This is a genomic window from Limobrevibacterium gyesilva (assembly GCF_025989185.1).
In the GTDB taxonomy this organism is placed as follows: domain Bacteria; phylum Pseudomonadota; class Alphaproteobacteria; order Acetobacterales; family Acetobacteraceae; genus Limobrevibacterium; species Limobrevibacterium gyesilva.
Window position 1 is genome coordinate 273,445 of record NZ_JAPDNT010000003.1, and the last position, 16,774, is coordinate 290,218.

12 protein-coding genes are annotated in these 16,774 nt (G+C 70.3%); 7 read left to right on the plus strand and 5 right to left on the minus strand.

Features of this window, described 5'->3' with window-relative positions; genetic code table 11:
* Positions 1 to 6: 6 nt before the first annotated feature.
* From OL599_RS07270 to OL599_RS07285, 4 genes are all read left to right on the plus strand, one after another.
* Positions 7 to 270 (plus strand): sarcosine oxidase subunit delta, encoded by a 264-nt coding sequence (locus OL599_RS07270; RefSeq protein WP_264713006.1) that lies wholly within the window; start codon positions 7 to 9, stop codon positions 268 to 270.
* Positions 267 to 3,215 (plus strand): sarcosine oxidase subunit alpha family protein, encoded by a 2,949-nt coding sequence (locus OL599_RS07275; protein ID WP_264713007.1) that lies wholly within the window; start codon positions 267 to 269, stop codon positions 3,213 to 3,215. Before OL599_RS07270 ends, OL599_RS07275 begins: the two co-directional genes overlap by 4 nt.
* Entirely contained in the window at positions 3,208 to 3,666 is a 459-nt protein-coding gene (locus OL599_RS07280; RefSeq protein WP_264713008.1) for an aminomethyltransferase family protein, read from the plus strand. The genes OL599_RS07275 and OL599_RS07280 overlap by 8 nt, the downstream gene beginning before the upstream one ends.
* Positions 3,667 to 3,773: 107 nt before the next feature.
* The gene (locus OL599_RS07285; RefSeq protein ID WP_264713009.1) at positions 3,774 to 4,946 is read left to right on the plus strand and encodes a CaiB/BaiF CoA transferase family protein; all 1,173 of its coding nucleotides are present in this window, start codon (positions 3,774 to 3,776) and stop codon (positions 4,944 to 4,946) included.
* Positions 4,947 to 4,952: 6 nt separating this feature from the next.
* Here OL599_RS07285 and OL599_RS07290 read toward each other — a convergent pair whose 3' ends face one another.
* A complete protein-coding gene (locus OL599_RS07290; protein WP_264713010.1) occupies positions 4,953 to 6,554 on the minus strand; it encodes a thiamine pyrophosphate-binding protein in 1,602 nt (533 codons plus the stop codon).
* A 282-nt stretch (positions 6,555 to 6,836) separates the two neighbouring features.
* Here OL599_RS07290 and OL599_RS07295 point away from each other — a divergent pair, with 282 nt between their 5' ends.
* Positions 6,837 to 8,105 carry a dicarboxylate/amino acid:cation symporter gene (locus tag OL599_RS07295; RefSeq protein WP_264713011.1) on the plus strand — a complete coding sequence of 423 codons (1,269 nt, stop codon included), beginning with the start codon at positions 6,837 to 6,839 and terminating at the stop codon, positions 8,103 to 8,105.
* Positions 8,105 to 8,989 carry an amino acid ABC transporter substrate-binding protein gene (locus OL599_RS07300; RefSeq protein ID WP_264713012.1) on the plus strand — a complete coding sequence of 295 codons (885 nt, stop codon included), beginning with the start codon at positions 8,105 to 8,107 and terminating at the stop codon, positions 8,987 to 8,989. The genes OL599_RS07295 and OL599_RS07300 overlap by 1 nt, the downstream gene beginning before the upstream one ends.
* A gap of 3 nt (positions 8,990 to 8,992) precedes the next feature.
* On the opposite strand, the gene OL599_RS07305 is transcribed toward OL599_RS07300, so the two are convergent.
* The 4 genes from OL599_RS07305 to OL599_RS07320 all read right to left on the minus strand — a co-directional run bounded on the left by OL599_RS07305 (position 8,993) and on the right by OL599_RS07320 (position 15,692).
* Positions 8,993 to 10,447 carry an N-acyl-D-amino-acid deacylase family protein gene (locus OL599_RS07305; RefSeq protein ID WP_264713013.1) on the minus strand — a complete coding sequence of 485 codons (1,455 nt, stop codon included), beginning with the start codon at positions 10,445 to 10,447 and terminating at the stop codon, positions 8,993 to 8,995.
* Between the two features lie 93 nt (positions 10,448 to 10,540).
* Positions 10,541 to 12,283 (minus strand): hydantoinase B/oxoprolinase family protein, encoded by a 1,743-nt coding sequence (locus OL599_RS07310; protein ID WP_264713014.1) that lies wholly within the window; start codon positions 12,281 to 12,283, stop codon positions 10,541 to 10,543.
* A complete protein-coding gene (locus OL599_RS07315; RefSeq protein ID WP_264713015.1) occupies positions 12,280 to 14,355 on the minus strand; it encodes a hydantoinase/oxoprolinase family protein in 2,076 nt (691 codons plus the stop codon). Before OL599_RS07315 ends, OL599_RS07310 begins: the two co-directional genes overlap by 4 nt.
* 71 nt (positions 14,356 to 14,426) lie before the next feature.
* The gene (locus OL599_RS07320; protein ID WP_264713016.1) at positions 14,427 to 15,692 is read right to left on the minus strand and encodes a hydantoinase/carbamoylase family amidase; all 1,266 of its coding nucleotides are present in this window, start codon (positions 15,690 to 15,692) and stop codon (positions 14,427 to 14,429) included.
* A gap of 116 nt (positions 15,693 to 15,808) precedes the next feature.
* Here OL599_RS07320 and OL599_RS07325 point away from each other — a divergent pair, with 116 nt between their 5' ends.
* Positions 15,809 to 16,774 (plus strand): 2-hydroxyacid dehydrogenase, encoded by a 966-nt coding sequence (locus OL599_RS07325; RefSeq protein ID WP_264713017.1) that lies wholly within the window; start codon positions 15,809 to 15,811, stop codon positions 16,772 to 16,774.

The following is a 16,774-nucleotide window of genomic DNA, read 5'->3' on the forward strand; positions in this document are numbered from 1 at the left end:
ACACGCATGCTCCTGATCCCCTGCCCCTGGTGCGGCCCGCGCAGCGAACCGGAATTCCAGTTCGGAGGCGAACCGGCCACCCGCCCCGTTCCTGCCGCCGAGGTCAGCGACGCGGCGTGGGGCGCGTATCTCTATGTCCGCAGCAACGAGAAAGGGCCACATCGGGAATTGTGGTGCCATGCCGGCGGCTGCGGCCAATGGTTCCTGATGGAGCGCGACACCGTGACCCACGCGGTGCTGCGCACGCACAAGCCGGGAGCGGCGGCATGAGGCGCCTGCCCGACGGCAGCCGCATCGCCCGCGCCGCGCCGGTCGCCTTCACCTGGGAAGGCCGGCCCATGCAGGGCTTGGCCGGCGACACGCTGGCCTCCGCCCTGCTGGCCAATGGCGTGCGCGTGGTCGGCCGCAGCTTCAAGTATCACCGCCCGCGCGGCATCTTCGGCGCCTGGGCCGAGGAGCCGAACGCCATCCTGGATCTATCCTGGCAGGATCGGGCAGGCATTGCGCGGCACGATCCGAATGCGCGCGCGACGATGGTGGAGCTGTTGCCGGGCATGGCGGCGCGGGGCGTCAACGGTTGGCCCAGCGTGGAGCGCGACGTGTACGGCCTGATCGACCTCGCGCATCGCTTCCTGCCGGCCGGCTTCTACTACAAGACCTTCATGGCGCCGGACTGGCACCGTTACGAGCCGGGCATCCGCCGCATGGCCGGCCTGGGGCGGCTGCACGACAGCGCCGATCCGCTGCGCTACGAGACCCGCCATGCCCATTGCGACGTGCTGGTGGTCGGCGGCGGCCCCGCCGGGATCGCCGCCGCCCGCGCCGCCGCCGCAAGCGGGCTGCGGGTGATGCTGGTCGACGATCGCGCCGCCTGGGGCGGCTCGCTGCTGTGGCAGGGCGGCACCATCGACGACCGGCCCGCGACGGAGTGGGTGGCGGACAGCATCGCCGGGCTGGCGGAGGCGACCTTGCTGCCGCGCACCACGGTGTTCGGCTGGTACGACCACAACGCGCTGGGCCTGCTGGAACGCCGGACCGCCGCGGCAGCGGGCTGGGCGGAAGACCGGCTGTGGCATGTGCGCGCCCGCCAGGTGGTGCTGGCGACCGGCGCGATCGAGCGGCCGCTGGTGTTCCCCGACAACGACCGGCCCGGCGTGATGTCGGCCGCCGCGGTACTGCAATACCTGCGCGAATACGCCGTGCTGGCCGGCGAGCGCGTGCTGGTGGCGACCAACAACGACACCGCCTACGACACCGTGCTGGCCCTGTGCGCGGCCGGTGCTGCGGTGACGGTCGCCGATGCCCGCACCGATCCCGGCCCCGCCGCCCGCCGCGCAGCGGAGGCAGGTGCGCGCATCCGCGCCGGCAGCGTCGTCGCCGGCGTGGGCGGGCGCCGCGGCATACGCTGGGCGGAGGTGGCGCCGCTTGCCAGCCTGTCCACGCGCGAGCGCCTGCCCGCCGACCTGGTGGCCGTGTCCGGCGGCTGGTCGCCCGCGGTGCATCTGTTCAGCCAGTCCGGCGGCAAGCTGCGCTGGGACGAAGCCGAGGCTGCGTTCCTGCCGGCGACACCGCGGCCGGGACAGCATCTCGCGGGCGCCCTGGCGGGTGCGGCCAGCCTCGCCGCCTGCCTGGCCGGGGGGCACCGTGCCGGCCTCGCGGCCGCGCGCGCGTTGGACCGCCACGTCGATCTCGCCCCGCCGCGCGCGCCGGACACGCCGGCGCCGGCGCCGATCCAGGCGTTGTGGCATCTGCCGCTGCGGGGCACGCGGCAATGGATCGACTTCCAGAACGACGTCACGGTGAAGGATGTCGCCCTCGCCGCCGCCGAGAACTATGCCTCGGTCGAGCATCTGAAACGCTACACCACGCTGGGCATGGCCACCGACCAGGGCAAGACCAGCAACGTCAACGGGCTCGCCGCGCTGGCCGCGTTCACCGGACGCGAGATCCCGCAGGTCGGCACCACCACCTTCCGCCCGCCTTTCGTTCCGGTCTCGCTGGGCGCGATGGCGGGGTTGCGCCACAGCGCGCTGCACACGCCGATCCGCCACCTGCCGGCGCATGCGGAGCACCTGGCGGATGGCGCGGAGATGCGCGAATACGGCGTCTGGCTGCGCCCGGCCTGCTATCCGCGCGCAGGCGAGACGGTGGCGCAGGCGATCCAGCGCGAGGCCGCGGCGGTGCGCACGCAGGCCGGCCTGTTCGACGGGTCGAGCCTGGGCAAGATCGAGGTACACGGGCCCGATGCCGCCGCGTTCCTGAACCTGATCTATTACAACGAGGTCGCGACCCTGAAGCCGGGCCGCATCCGCTACTGCCTGCTGCTGCGCGAGACCGGCACGGTGCTGGACGACGGCGTGGTGGCGCGCATCGCCCCCGACCGCTATTTGCTGTCGCCCTCGTCCAGCCACACCGGCGCGGTGCTGGCCATGCTGGAGCTGTGGCACCAGACCGAGTACCCGTCGTTGCGCGTGGCCTTCCACGACGTCACCGCCGCCTGGGCCACCCTCGCGGTCAGCGGTCCCCGGTCGCGCGACATCCTGCGGCGCCTGCACACCGGTATCGACCTGTCGGACGCGGCGCTGGCGCATATGTCGTTGGCCCATGGCACCATTGAGGACCTGCCCGGCCGCATCGCCCGCGTCAGCTTCACCGGCGAACGCAGCTACGAGATCTCCGTCCCCGCCGGGTACGGCGCCGCGCTGTGGCAGCATCTACTGACGCTCGGGCGGGATGACGGCATCACGCCGTACGGCATCGAATCGCTGTCGGTGCTGCGGGCGGAGAAAGGATACATCCTGATCGGCACGGACAGCGACGGGATGACGCTGCCGGACGATCTCGGCATGTCCGGACCGTTGCGCGCCAAGAAGGTCGATTTCGTCGGCAAGCGCTCGCTGCTGACGCCGGATGCCACGCGCCCGGACCGGCGGCAGTTCGTGGGATTGCTGCCCGCCGATCCCGGCTTCGTGCCGGCCGTCGGCACGCATGCCGTCGTGCAGGAAGGCGGCGCGCGCCGCAGCATCGGCTGGATCACCACATCGGCGCACAGCCCGGCGCTGGGCCGGTCGATCGCGCTGGGCATGATCGAGCGCGGCCGCGCGCTGGCTGATGCGGGCGCGGAGGTGGAGCTGTTCCATCTCGGGCAAGCCTCCCGCGCCGTGGTGACGGCGCCGTGCTTCCACGATCCCGCCGGGGAGAAGCTGCATGGCTGATCTCGCGCGCCATCCCGTCGCGGCGCGGATCGAGGCGCCGGGCCTCGTCGTGACGACGCGCGCGCCTGCGGGACAATGGCTCGTCACCGGCACGGACATGGAACCGAACACGCGCGCCGGCACCGATCCCTATGCGCTGTGGCTCGCCCCCGGCCGCCGCCTGGTGGTGGCCGACACGCCCGCGCCGGCGCCGGATGACACCTTCGTCTCGGACGTCACCGACGGGCTGGTGCTGATCGAGATCATCGGATCGCGCAGCATGGACCTTCTCGCCATGGGCTGCCCGCTCGATCCGTTGTCGCTGCCGCAAGGCGCCTGCGCGCAGACGCTGTTCGCGGGCATCAGGGTCGTGCTCTACCGGCACGGCGCCGCCGTGCGGATGCATGTCGAGCGCCCGCTGGCGTCCTGGCTGCTCGACTGGTTCAGGCAGGCCGCGACATCGTTGCGCTGAGCGGCGGTGCCGGTTTGCGTCGAAGCCGTATCGGTGCAAGACAACATGGCGTTCGATGTCGAGAGCCCCGGCGGCCAGTGCCTGGCGCGGTTGAAAGAAGCCATATGATGAGCAAGCGCCCGTTGTCCCGCTTCAAGGTCATCGACCTCACCCGCGTGCGCGCCGGCCCCACCGCCGTGCGCCAGCTCGCCGACTGGGGTGCGGATGTCATCAAGATCGAATCGCCGGCGGGCGATGCCGGGCTGGGCGGGGCGCGGCACGGCCCGGACTTCCAGAACCTGCATCGCAACAAGCGCAGCCTGACGCTCGATCTGAAGCAGCCGGAAGGGCTGGAGATCATGCGGCGCCTGGTGCGCCAGGCCGACGTGGTGGTGGAGAACTACCGGCCGGACGTGAAGTTCCGGCTCAAGATCGACTATGAAAGCCTGCGCGCGCTGAACCCGCGCCTCGTCTATGCCAGCATCTCCGGATTCGGCCAGGACGGGCCGTATCGCGACCGCCCGGGCTTCGACCAGATCGCGCAAGGCTTGGGCGGGCTGATGTCCATCACCGGCCTGCCCGGCCAGGGCCCGGTGCGCGTGGGCATTCCGGTGGCCGACCTCACCGCCGGCATCTTCGCGGCCATGGGCATCCTGGTGGCGCTGCTGGAACGCGAGGAATCCGGCGAGGGGCAGTGGGTGCAAAGCTCGCTGCTGGGCGCGCAGATCTCCATGCTGGACTTCCAGGCCGCGCGCTGGACGATCGGCAAGGAGGTGCCCGGGCAGGCGGGCAACGACCACCCCACCAGCATTCCCACCGGCGTGTTCGCCACCGCCGACGGGCACATCAACATCGCCGCCGCGGGAACCGAGATGTATCGGCGGCTCTGCGCGGCGCTGAGTGCCGACCACCTCGCCACCAATCCGGACTACGCCTCCGACAAGGGCCGTTCGCAGAACCGCAAGGCCCTGAACGCGGAGATCGAGGCGATCACGCGCGGGAAGACGTCGGCGGAGTGGATCGCGGAGCTGAACAAGGCCGGCGTTCCCTCCGGTCCGATCAACAGCATGGACGAGGTGTTCGCCGACCCGCAGGTGCGGCACCTCAACATGACGCGCCGCGTGCCGCACAAGGCGCTGGGCGAGGTCGAGGTGATCGGCCAGCCGATCGAGCTCAGCCGCACCAAGTGGGAAATCCACAGCCCCACGCCCGAGGCCGGCGAGCACACCGAGGAGGTGCTGCGCGAGCTCGGCTACGACGACGCGGCGATCGCGGCCTTGCATGAGCGGAAGGTGGTGTAACCCCGTTCAGGCCGGCAGCACCGCCGACAGCGAGGTGCGGACCACCGCGAACAGCGGGCCAGGTGCCGTCAATGCGTCCAGCAGCGCCGGCACCTCGTCCTCCGTCCGCACCTGCATGACCGGGTAGCCATAGGCGGCGCCGATCGCCGCCAGATCGGGATTGGCCAGGTCGGTGCCGCTGTGCCGGCCGGGATAGGCGCGTTCCTGGTGGATGCGGATGGAGGCGTAGCTGCCGTTCTCCGACAGCAGCACCTTCAGCGCGGCGCCGCGGGCGGCGGCCACGGCCAGCTCCGATCCGGTCATCAGGAATCCGCCATCGCCCACCGCGCAGATCACCGGCCGCTCGGGGTGGCGCAGCGCCGCGGCCACCGCCGCGGGCATGCCGTAGCCCATGGCCCCGGACACCGGCGCCAGCAGGCGCTGCGTCGGCCGCCAGGCGACCTTGCGGTAGAACGGCGCGCCGAACGTGCCGGCATCCAGCGTGACGATGGCATCGTCCGGCAGGCGCCGGCCGAGGGCCGCGACGATGTTGGCGAACACGACGCCATCCTCGGCGACGCGCGGCGCCCAGACGGCCTCGTTCGACTGCAAGGCGCGCAACGCGTCGATCCAGGCCGCGCGCGACGGCGGGGCCGCGGCGTTGCGGCCGGCCAGCGCCTGCAGCGTGGGGATGGCATGCGCCGCCACTGCAAGGGAGGTGGGAAAGCGCCAGCCCAGCCAGTCCGGATCGGCGCAGACATGCACGAGAGTCTGCTCAGGCTCGGGAAAGCTGTAGCCCTGCGTGGTGATGTCGCCGAGGCGCGTGCCCAGCGCCAGGACCAGGTCCGCCCGCGCGAAGGCGGCGCGCTGGGCCGGCGGGTTGGACAGGCCCATGTCGCCCGCATACAGCGCGTGCGCATTGGGGAACAGATCCTGGCGGCGGAAGCTGACCGCCACCGGCACGCGCCATGCCTCGGCGAAGGCCAGCAGTGCCGCGCGCCCACCGGGGCGGTCCAGGTCGCCGCCGGCGATGACGATGGGCCGCTCCGCCGCGCGCAGCAATTCGGCCAGACGATCCGCACCGGCCGCGGAGGGGGCCGTGTCGGCGGCGGGCACCGAGGCGGTGCAGGCGGCGCGCAGCACGTCCTCGGGCACTGACAGCACGGCCGGGCCGGGCACACCCGTCAGCATCGCCGCCCAGGCGCGCGACAGCAGTTCCGGCACCTGCTCGGGACGCACCGCCTCGCCCACGAACTTCGCGATACCGGCGAACATGCGGGCATAGTCGATCTCCTGGAACGCGCGGGCGCGCAGGTCGCGCGCCTCCACCTGGCCCACCACCAGCAGCAGCGGCACCGCATCCTGCTGGGCGGTGTGCATGGCGATGGCGGCGTTGCAGGCGCCGGGGCCACGGCTGACCAACGCGACACCGGGCCGCCCGGTCAGGCGCGCGTCGGCCAACGCCATGAACCCGGCGCCGCCTTCATGCCGGCAGGTAACGAGGTCGATGGCGGGGTGGTCGTGCAGCGCGTCCAGCACGGCGATGTAGCTTTCGCCCGGCACGCAGAAGCAGCGATCCACGCCATGGGCGGCGAGGAAGGCAACGAGGGATTCGGCGGCTGTTTGCATGCGGGAAAACTATGCGGGCATGCCCGGCGCCGGAAGTCCCCGGGCGCGATGGCGATCGTTATTCAAGCGCGACCGGCAGCATCGAGGCGATCAGCAGCACCGCCACCGCCACGTTGAACGCCCGCAGCCGCGCCGGCGAGCCCGGAAGCCTGTTTCACGCAATCCTGGATCAACTGCACGTGAGAACCGGCCGCCTGCCCCCATCTTGGTCTATTGCCGATGCGAGACATGCAGCCGCGGCCACCGGCGCGGCCCGCTGGCCGCAAGCGGGGGAAATGGCACATGCGTTCCCAGCGGCTCACCACCGTCATCCTGATCGGCATGCTGCTCGGTATCGCCGTCGGCGCCGCGTGTCATTCATTCTGGCCCGATCCGGCTACGGCCTCCGGCATTGCCGGCTATATCGGCCTGTTCACCGACATCTTCCTGCGCCTGATCAAGATGATCATCGCGCCGCTGGTGTTCTCCACGCTGGTGGTCGGCGTGGCGCATATGGGCGATCCAAAGGCGGTCGGCCGGATCGGCGGCAAGGCGATGATATGGTTCATCAGCGCCTCGCTGGTCTCGCTGCTGCTGGGCCTCGTCCTCGTGAACCTGCTGCGGCCCGGCGACAACCTGAACCTGCCGCTGCCCGATGTGGGTGCTGCGACCAGCCTGAAGGTGTCGTCGCTGTCGCTCAAGGACTTCGTGACCCATCTGGTGCCGCGTTCGATCTTCGAATCCATGGCCAACAACGAGATCCTGCAGATCGTGGTGTTCTCGCTGTTCTTCGGCGTCGCCTGCGCGGCGCTGGGCGAGCGGGCGCGGCTGGTTGTGCATGGCGTCGAGGAGCTGTCGCACATCATCCTCAGGATCACCGGCTACGTGATGGCCCTCGCGCCGATCGCGGTGTTCGCCTCGATGGCGTCGATCATCACCACGCAGGGGCTCGGCATCCTCGTCACCTACGGCAAGTTCGTGGCCGAATTCTATCTCGGCCTCGCCCTGCTGTGGCTGTTGCTGATCATGGTCGGCTTCGCGTTCTTCGGCGCGCATGTCTTCCGCCTGGTGGAGCTCGTGCGCGAGCCGTTCCTGCTGGCCTTCAGCACGGCCAGCAGCGAGGCGGCCTATCCGAAGATGATGCAGCAGATGGAGAAGTTCCCGGTCAGCAAGAAGATCATCAGCTTCGTCCTGCCCATGGGCTATTCGTTCAACCTCGACGGCTCGATGATGTACTGCACCTTCGCCACCCTGTTCATCGCGCAGGCCTACAACATCACCATGCCGATCGGCCAGCAGATCACCATGCTGCTGCTGCTGATGCTGACCAGCAAGGGCATGGCCGGCGTGCCGCGTGCGTCCCTGGTGGTGATCGCGGCCACGCTCGCGAGCTTCAACCTGCCGGAAGCCGGGCTGCTGCTGATCATCGGCATCGACCAGTTCCTCGACATGGGCCGCTCCGCCACCAACGTCATCGGCAACGCGCTCGCCACCGCCGTGGTGGCGAAATGGGAGGGCGAGGAGACGCCGCGGCGAGGCGTCGCGCACGTGCCGCAGGTCGAGGCCGTTTGATGCGCGCGGGGCTCGTCCTCGCCGCCTGCCTGCTGCTGGCCGCCTTGCCCGCCTGGGCGCAGGATGAGCTGACGGGCACGCTGAAGAAGCTGCGTGATTCCGGCACCATCACGCTCGGCTATCGGGAAAGCTCGCTTCCCTTCTCTTATGTTACCGCCGGCGGCACGCCGATCGGCTACGCGCTCGACCTGTGCCGCGAGGTGGCCGACGACGCTGCGGCCGAGCTGGGCGTGCCCGAACTCAGGATCGCGCTGAAACCGGTCACGCCCGAGGACCGCATCCAGAAACTCGTCTCCGGCGACATCGACCTGGAATGCGGCTCGACCACCAACAACGTCGAACGGCAGCAACAGGTTGCCTTCTCGCCGATCACCTTCGTCGCCGGAACCAAGCTGCTGGTGCCCAGGGCCTCGCCGGTGCAGTCCTATCGCGACCTCGCCGGCAAGACCGTGGTGGTGACGGTCGGCACCACCAACGAAGCCGCGGTGAAGAAGCTGTCGGACCGCCAGCATCTTGGCATCCGCTTCGTGACCACGCCGGACCACGCGCAATCCTATGCGCTGCTGGCATCGGGCGGCGCCGACGCTTTCGCGACCGACGACGTGCTGCTCTACGGCTTCGTCGCCACCGCGAAGAATGGCGCGGCATTCCACGTGGTCGGCGACTATCTGTCCTACGAGCCGTACGGCCTGATGTATCGCCGTGACGACCCGGCCTTCGCCACGGTGGTGCAGGCAAGTTTCGCGCGCATGGCCGATGCCGGCATCCTGCGCGACGACTACAACCGCTGGTTCACGAAGCGGCTGCCCACCGGCGAGACGCTGAACCTGCCGATGAGCCCGCAGCTGGCCGAGATCTTCAGGCTTCTCGGCCAGCCGGACTGATCCTTACGCGCGGTTGCGGGTCACCAGCCTGCCGGCCCGCGCCGCGGTCGCGCCCTGGCCGTACACGTAGGCGGACTGGCCGTTGATCCAGGTCTCCAGGATCCCTTCCGCCGGGCGCGTGGGATTGTCGAAATCGGCGCCGTCGCGCACCGTCGCGGGGTCGAACAGCACCAGGTCGGCATAGGCGCCACGACGGATCACGCCACGGTCCACCAGCCCGAACACGCCGGCCACGCGGCCGGTCATCTTGTGGACCGCCGTTTCCATGCTGAACAGCCCGAGGTCGCGCGCGTAATGGCCGAGCACGCGCGGGAAGCAGCCCCATAGCCGCGGATGCGGAAAGGTGTCATGCGGCAGGCCGTCCGAGCCGATCATGCTCAGCGGGTGCGCCATGATGCGCTGCACGTCCTTCTCGTCCATCTGGAACATGATGGCGCCGGCGGGCAGCAGCCGCTCTCCGGCTTCCTTGATCCCCACGCCCCATTCGGCGGCGATGTCGGACAGCATGCGCCCGGTCATCTCCGGATGCGGCACCGACCACGTCACCTTCACCGGCACGTCCGGGCGCAGGCGATCCGGCATCAGCACGGTGGAGCCGGCGAAATAGGGATAGACGTCGAAATCCACCTTCTGCGTGCGCGCGTATTTCTCGATCAGCGGCAGGGTTTCAGTGGAGCGGCCGAAATTCTCGGGCTGCGCGCATTTATGGTGGCTGATCACCACCGGCACGTCCACCGCACGGCCGATCTGCAGCGTCTCCTCGATGCTGTCCAGCACATGTGCGGCCTCGTCGCGCATATGCGTGACGTACAGCCCGCCGGTGGCGCGCAGCGCTTCGGCCACGGCGATCACCTCGGCGGTGGGCGCCATCATGTTCGGCGGATAATACAGGCCGGTGGAGAAGCCCGACGCGCCCTGATCCAGCGCCTCGCGCAGCCGCTGCTGCATGTGCGCGGCCTCGCGGTCGGTGGCGGCGCGCTGGGTGTCGCCCGCCATCGCTTCCACGCGCAGCGACATGTGGCCGATCAGCGCCACCGTGTTCACCGGCGCCGGATCGCGCGCCAGCCGGTCGGCGTAGGCGCCGAAGCTGTCGAAGGTCCACCAGCTTTCATCGCCCAGCAGATCGAGCGGCGGGATCGGGCGCTGCTTCATGCGCACCGGGCTGAGGCTGATGCCGCAATTGCCCACCACTACCGTCGACACGCCCTGCGACATCTTGCACAGCATGCATTCCGGCCCGCACAGCACCGCGCGGTCGTCATGCGTGTGCGCATCGATGAAGCCGGGGGCGACGGCCTTGCCGGTGGCGATCACCTCGCGGTCGGCCGACCAGCCGCCGAGATCGCCGACCGCCACGATGCGGTCGCCGGTGACGCCGACATCGCCCTGGGTGCGGGCGGCGCCGGTGCCGTCGAAAATGGTGGCGTCGCGAAGGATCAGGTCGCAGCGCAGGGACATGGTCAGCTCCTCAAAGCGTGATCGCCGCAGGTGGAATCACACGCAGGCGTGAATCACGCGACAAAACAAACACCTGGGTCGTGATCGGAACGCCTATCGGTTCCGATCACGACCCAGTGCAGCAGTGGCAGCAACGTCGACGACGCCATCGGCGGAGACGACAACCTTGTAGAGCGCGCGGGCATTCTCCACGGACACGAGCCCGTCGCGCACGTCGCGGGCCACCTTGGCGGGATCGCGCGCGGCCGGATCGCCCATGCCGCCGCCGCCGGGCAGCAGCAGCAGCAGCCGCTCGCCATCAGGGATCACCTGGAAGCCCTTGGTGCGCAGCTTGTTCCCCGACGCAAGCTGCACCCCGCCATTGCCTCCGTCCAGTCCGCCGTCGCGGCCTTTGGGCGCATGCGCCACGCGGTCGAAGATGGCGTTCACGGCGAATTCCAGTTCGCCCTTGGTGCCGATCTCCATGATCTGGCCGAAGCCGCCACGGGTGCGCCCGGCGCCGCCGCTGTCCGGCCGCAGCTCTTTCTTCCAGAAGATCACCGGCGCCACGTTCTCGGTCGCCTCCACCGGCATGGTGCGCACGCCGGACGGAAACGCCGTGCCATCCAGCCCATCGAGCGTCGGCCGCGCGCCGGTGCCGCCGGAGTTGAAGGTGACGATCTCGAAATCCGGCAGCACCGCCTTGTTGCCGCGCGCCTGGCCGGACACAGCGGAGCCGCCGCGCAACGGCGGATTCCACAGGCAGGATGAGCCTTCGGCGGTCACCCGGTCCGGCACCACCTGGTGCAGGCAGCCCATCATCAGGTCCGGCAGCAACTGCCCAGTGACGTGGCGCACCGATACCGGATAGGGCCGCGGCGCATTCAGGATGCAGCCTTCGGGGATCTTCATGCGGAACGGCGCCAGGCTCGCCCAGTTGTTGGGGATCTCCGGCGCCACCACCACCTTGATGCCGAAGCACGAATAGGCGCGGCAATAGGCGGCGGGCACGTTGATGCCGCGCTGCGACAGCCCGGAGGTGCCGGCGAAATCCACCTCGATGGCGTCATCGAGAATGGTCATCGCCGCCTTCAGCGTCACCGGCTCCTCATAGCCGTCGCTGCTGATCTCGGCGGCGTAGGTGCCGGGCTTCAGTTTCGCGATCTCCGCCACCGTCGCGCGCAGCGAGCTGTCGAAGATGAAGGCGGCGAGCGGATCGAGGCTGTCCATCGCGAACTCGTCCATCATCTGCACCAGCCGCTTCGCGCCCGCGTCGTTGCAGGCGCACAGCGAGTACACGTCGCCTTCCAGCTCCACCGGCAGGCGCGAGCCCCAGCGGATGAAATCGAAGAACGTCTCGTTCGGCACGCCGCGGTCGAAGCATTTCACGATGGGGATGTAGATCCCCTCCTCGAACACGCTGCGCCCTTCCGGCCCCATGCCCAGGCCGCCGACATCGATCACGTGCGCGGTGTTGGCGAACAGGCCCACGATCCTGCCGTTGCGGAACGCGGGGGTCACCACCGTCAGGTCGTGCAGGTGGCCGGTGCCCAGCCAGGGGTCGTTGGTGATGTAGTGGTCGCCCGGCTGCATCGTCTCGGCGGGGAATTTCTTCAGGAAATGCCCCACGCTTTCCATCATGGAGTTCACGTGGCCCGGCGTGCCCGTCACCGCCTGGGCCAGCATGCGGCCTTGCAGGTCGAAGATGCCCGCCGACAGATCGCCCGCCTCGCGCACCGTGGTGCTGAAGGCGGTACGGATCATGGTCTGCGCCTGCTCCTCCACCACCGCGATCAGGCGGTTCCACATGATCTGCCGCTGGATGCCGGCCAGCGCGCCCGACTCTTTCGTCATCATGCAGCCTCCCGCACGAGTTCGAGGTAGCCCAGACCGTTGACGCTGGCCGACCAGCCCGGGCCGACCAGGGTGGAGGTCTCGTCCTCCGCGATCACCGCGGGCCCCGCCAGTTTCGCGCCCGGCGACAGGCCGGCGCGGTCGTAGATCGCCCAGTCCGACACGTCCCCGCTGATGGTGTCGCGCACTTTCTGCATGCGGACCGGCGTGGCGGATGAGCCTCCCGCCGCCACCGGCGGATCGGCCATCCCGTCGGGCACCGTCGCGACCACCACGGCGTAGCTCATGATCTCCACATCCGATCCTGGCACGGGGCGGTCGTAGAAGCGGCTGTATTCGGTGTCGTAGGCAGCGCGGATCGCCGCCACGTCCTCGTGGGTCAGACGCCGCGCCGGCAGCGGCACCGGGATCTCGTGGCCCTGGCCGACATAGCGCATGAAGGCGATGCGCGTCTGCTGCGTGGGGGCGCCGAAGCTGCCCTGCGCCACCACCTGCGCGGCCTCGCGCTCCATGTCCGTCAGCAGCGCGTTTACGGACTCCACATCGAAGGTCGAGAAGCGCTGGTACAGGCTGCGGACAACCTCGTAGCCCACCGGCGCGCGCAGGAAGCCGATGGCGCTGCCCACGCCGGCGCCCGAGGGCACCAGCACGCGGTCGATGCCGACCTTCTCAGCCACCCGGAAGGCGTGCACGGGCCCGCCGCCGCCGAAGGCGATCAGCGTGCGCCCCTCATAGGTCTTGCCGGATTCGATCGCATGCACGCGCGCGGCGTTGGCCATGTTCTCGTCGACCATCTCGATCACGCCGAGGGCCGCCATCTCCGCGGCGAGGCCCAGCTTGCCGCCGACATGCTCGGCCAGGGCCGTGCGTGCCGCCGCGGCATCCAGCTTCATGCTGCCACCGGCGAAGCGCGCGGGGTCGTAACGGCCCAGCATCAGGTTGGCGTCCGTCACCGCGGGATAGGCGCCGCCGCGGCCGTAGCAGGCCGGCCCCGGATCGGCACCCGCGCTCTCCGGCCCCACGGCGATGCGGCCCATGCTGTCCACATGCGCGATCGATCCGCCGCCGGCGCCGATCTCCACCATCTCGATCACGGGAATGCGCAGCGGCAGGCCCGAGCCCTTGCGGAAGCGGCCGACGCGTGCGACCTCGAAGGTGCGCGCGGTCTGCGGGTGGTAGTCGTCGATCAAGCAGATCTTCGCGGTCGTGCCGCCCATGTCGAAGGACAGCACATTGGCCAGCCCGCACTGCCGCGCCACGTGCGCCGAGAAGATGGCCCCGCCCGCGGGCCCACTCTCCACCAGGCGGATCGGGAAGCGGCAGGCGGTCTCGATGGTGGTCAGCCCGCCGCCGGACAGCATGAGGAAGATCGGCGCCCCCAGGCCCAGCGCCCGCAGCTCGCCCTCCAGCCGCGTGAGATAGCGGGCCATCAGCGGCTGCACATAGGCGTTGGCGGCGGTGGTCGACAGCCGCTCCCACTCGCGCATTTCCGGCGACACTTCCGAGGACAGCGACACCGGAACGCCCGGCAGCTCCCCGGCCAGGATCTCGCGCACGCGGCGCTCGTGCACCGCGTTCACGAAAGCGTGCAGGAAGCCGACGGCGACGCTCTCCACGCCTTCGCGCTTCAGCAACGGCACCAAGGCGCGCACCGCCTTCTCGTCCAGCGGCAGCAGCACGCGGCCCTCGTTGTCCAGCCGCTCCGGCACCGGCAGGCGCAGCGCGCGCGGCACCAGCGGCTCGGGCAGGACGATGTTGAGGTCGTACTGGTCGTAGCGGCTCTCGTTGCCCAAAGCGAGCACGTCGCGGAAGCCTTCGGTGGTGATCAGCGCCGTCTTCGCCCCTTTGCGCTCGATCACCGCATTGGTGGCGAGCGTCGTGCCGTGGATCAGGATGGCGATGTCGGCGGGCTGCAGGCCGGCCGTCTTCAGGATGGTCCGCACGCCGTCCATCACCCCCTGCTCGGGGGCGTGCGGCGTGGTCAGCACCTTGGCGGTGGTCCTGGTGCCGCCGTGTTCCAGCGCGAGGTCGGTGAAGGTGCCGCCGATATCAACGGCAAGCCGGGCAGATGCCATTTGGTGGGGTCATCCAGTTGCTGCGGTGCGCCGCAGTCAACCGTCCGCGGCCCTTCGTGACAAGAGGCCGGTTACGCGGCCATCTCCGCCGCCCAGCGCGTCAGCACCGATGCGGCCAGGGCGAAATCCTCCATGCGCATGGCCTCGTGCGGGTTGTGGCTGCCGTTCTGGTTGCGCACGAACACCATGCCCGCCGGCACCCCGGCCTGGGCGAACGAGCCCGCGTCATGCCCGCCGCCCGAGGCCATGACGATATGCTCGACATCCAGCTCCACCGCCGCGCGCACCAGGCCACCGCGCACGGCCGGATCCATCGGCGTGGGCGGGCTCGCCATCCCGGTTCCGAGCTCGAAGCGCACGCCCCGGCGCGCCTCGATCTGCGCCACCAGCCGGTTCAGTTCGGCCTGCATGGCGTCCAGCGCCGACGGGTCCACGCTGCGGATATCCAGCTGGAACGCGGCCTCGCCGGGCACCTTGGTGAAGCCGGCCTCGGCCGTGGTGGCCAGCACGCAGAAGGTGCACACCAGACGCTGCCCGCGCGCGTCCAGCAGCGCCCAATGCTCGTCCAGCCGGTGCGCCAGCTCGGCCAGCGCGATCGCGGCGTCGCGGCGAAAGCGGCGCGGGGTGGCGCCGGAATGGTTGTATTCCCCCACCACCCGCGCCGCCCGCCAGCGCCGCGAGCCGGGCAGGCCAGTGACGATGCCCACCGGGATCTTCTCGGCGTCCAGCACCGGCCCCTGCTCGATATGCAGTTCGACATAGGCGGCGAGACTCTCCGGCGGCAGCAGGCAGCGGCCGACGCGCACGCCGTCGGGGTCGAAGCCCTCCTCGCGCATGTGGTCCTCCAGCGTGCGGCCGCTGTCCAGGCGGCGGATCGCCAGCGCCTCCGGCGGCAGGCGGCCGACCGCCGCGCGGCTGCCGGGCAGGCCGGTGGGGAACCAGGCGCCGCCCTCCTCCGCCCGGTTGGCCAGCACGATCACGTCGCGTGCCGGGGTGAAGCCCGCGCGCTTCATGCCCGCCACCGCCGCCAGCCCCGCCAGCACGCCGGCGGCGCCGTCGTAGTTGCCGCCCTGCGGCACCGAATCCAGGTGGCTGCCCAGCACCACGCGCTTCGCCGTCCGGTCGGCCCCCGGCAGGGTCATCAGCAGGTTGCCGGCCGGGTCGGTGCGGGTTTCCAGCCCCAGCGCCTCGGCCTCGGAGCGCACGATCTCGTGGGCGATGCGCTCGCCGCGCCCATAGGCCTCGCGGGTGACGCCCACGCCATCGAAGCTGCGCTCCCGTAACGTCACGAACAGGCGGGCGGCGAGGTCGATGTCAGGGGTCAGGTTGGCGCGCATGGGGCATCTCCGGCAAAGGCGGCCAGGGTGCCGCGCCGCCTCCTCTTCCGCAACCGGGCGCATGCGGCCATAAAGCGTTGAGAAGAACCGCGCCACGCAGAACCGGGAGAGCGCCGATGAAGCCGCGCCTGATCGTCAGCCGCCAGATCCCCCCCGCCGTCGCGGACCGCATCCGTGCCGAGTTCGACTGCCCGTTCCCGGAGGGCCAGGACATGGACGCCGACACGGTGATCCGCATGCTGACGGAAACCCGGGCCGACGCGCTGATGCTGACCTCGCACCTGCCGTTCCGCGCCGAGACCATCGCCCGCATCCCGGACCACGTGCGCATCGCCGCCACCTGCAGCGTCGGCACTGACCACATCGACATCGCGGCCGCGAAGGCGCGCGGGCTGCCGATGAGCAACACGCCGGACGTGCTGACGGAATGCACGGCCGACCTGACCTTCATGCTGATCCTGAACGCCTGCCGCCGCGCCACCGAATACGCGGCGATCATGCGCGACGGCTGGCGCCACGGCTACGGCCTGGGCGAGATGATGGGCCTGCGGGCGTGGGGCAAGACGCTGGGCATACTGGGCTTGGGCCGGATCGGCCAGGCGGTGGCGCAGCGGGCCCGCGGCTTCGGCATGACGGTGCTGTATTCCGGCCCGCGGCGCCTGCCCGTCGACCAGGAGCACGGCGCCACCTATTTCGCCGACTTCCGCGCCATGCTGCCGCACTGCGACATCCTGTCGCTGCATGCCCCCGGCGGGGCCGCCACCGCCGGGATCATGAACGCCGAAACCTTCGCGCTGCTGCCCAAGGGGGCGGTGTTCGTGAATGCCGCCCGCGGCGGGCTGGTGGACGAGGACGCGCTGATCGCCGCCCTGCAGTCCGGCCACCTGTTCGCCGCCGGCCTCGACGTGTTCCGCAACGAACCCGAGTACGACCTGCGCTTCGCCGCCCTGCCCAACGTGTTCCTGACGCCGCACATGGGCAGCGGCACCGTGGAGACGCGCAACGCCATGGGCTTCCGCACGCTCGACAACATCGCCGCCGTGCTGTCCGGCAAGCCGCCCCTCGACCCGCTCTGGACCTGA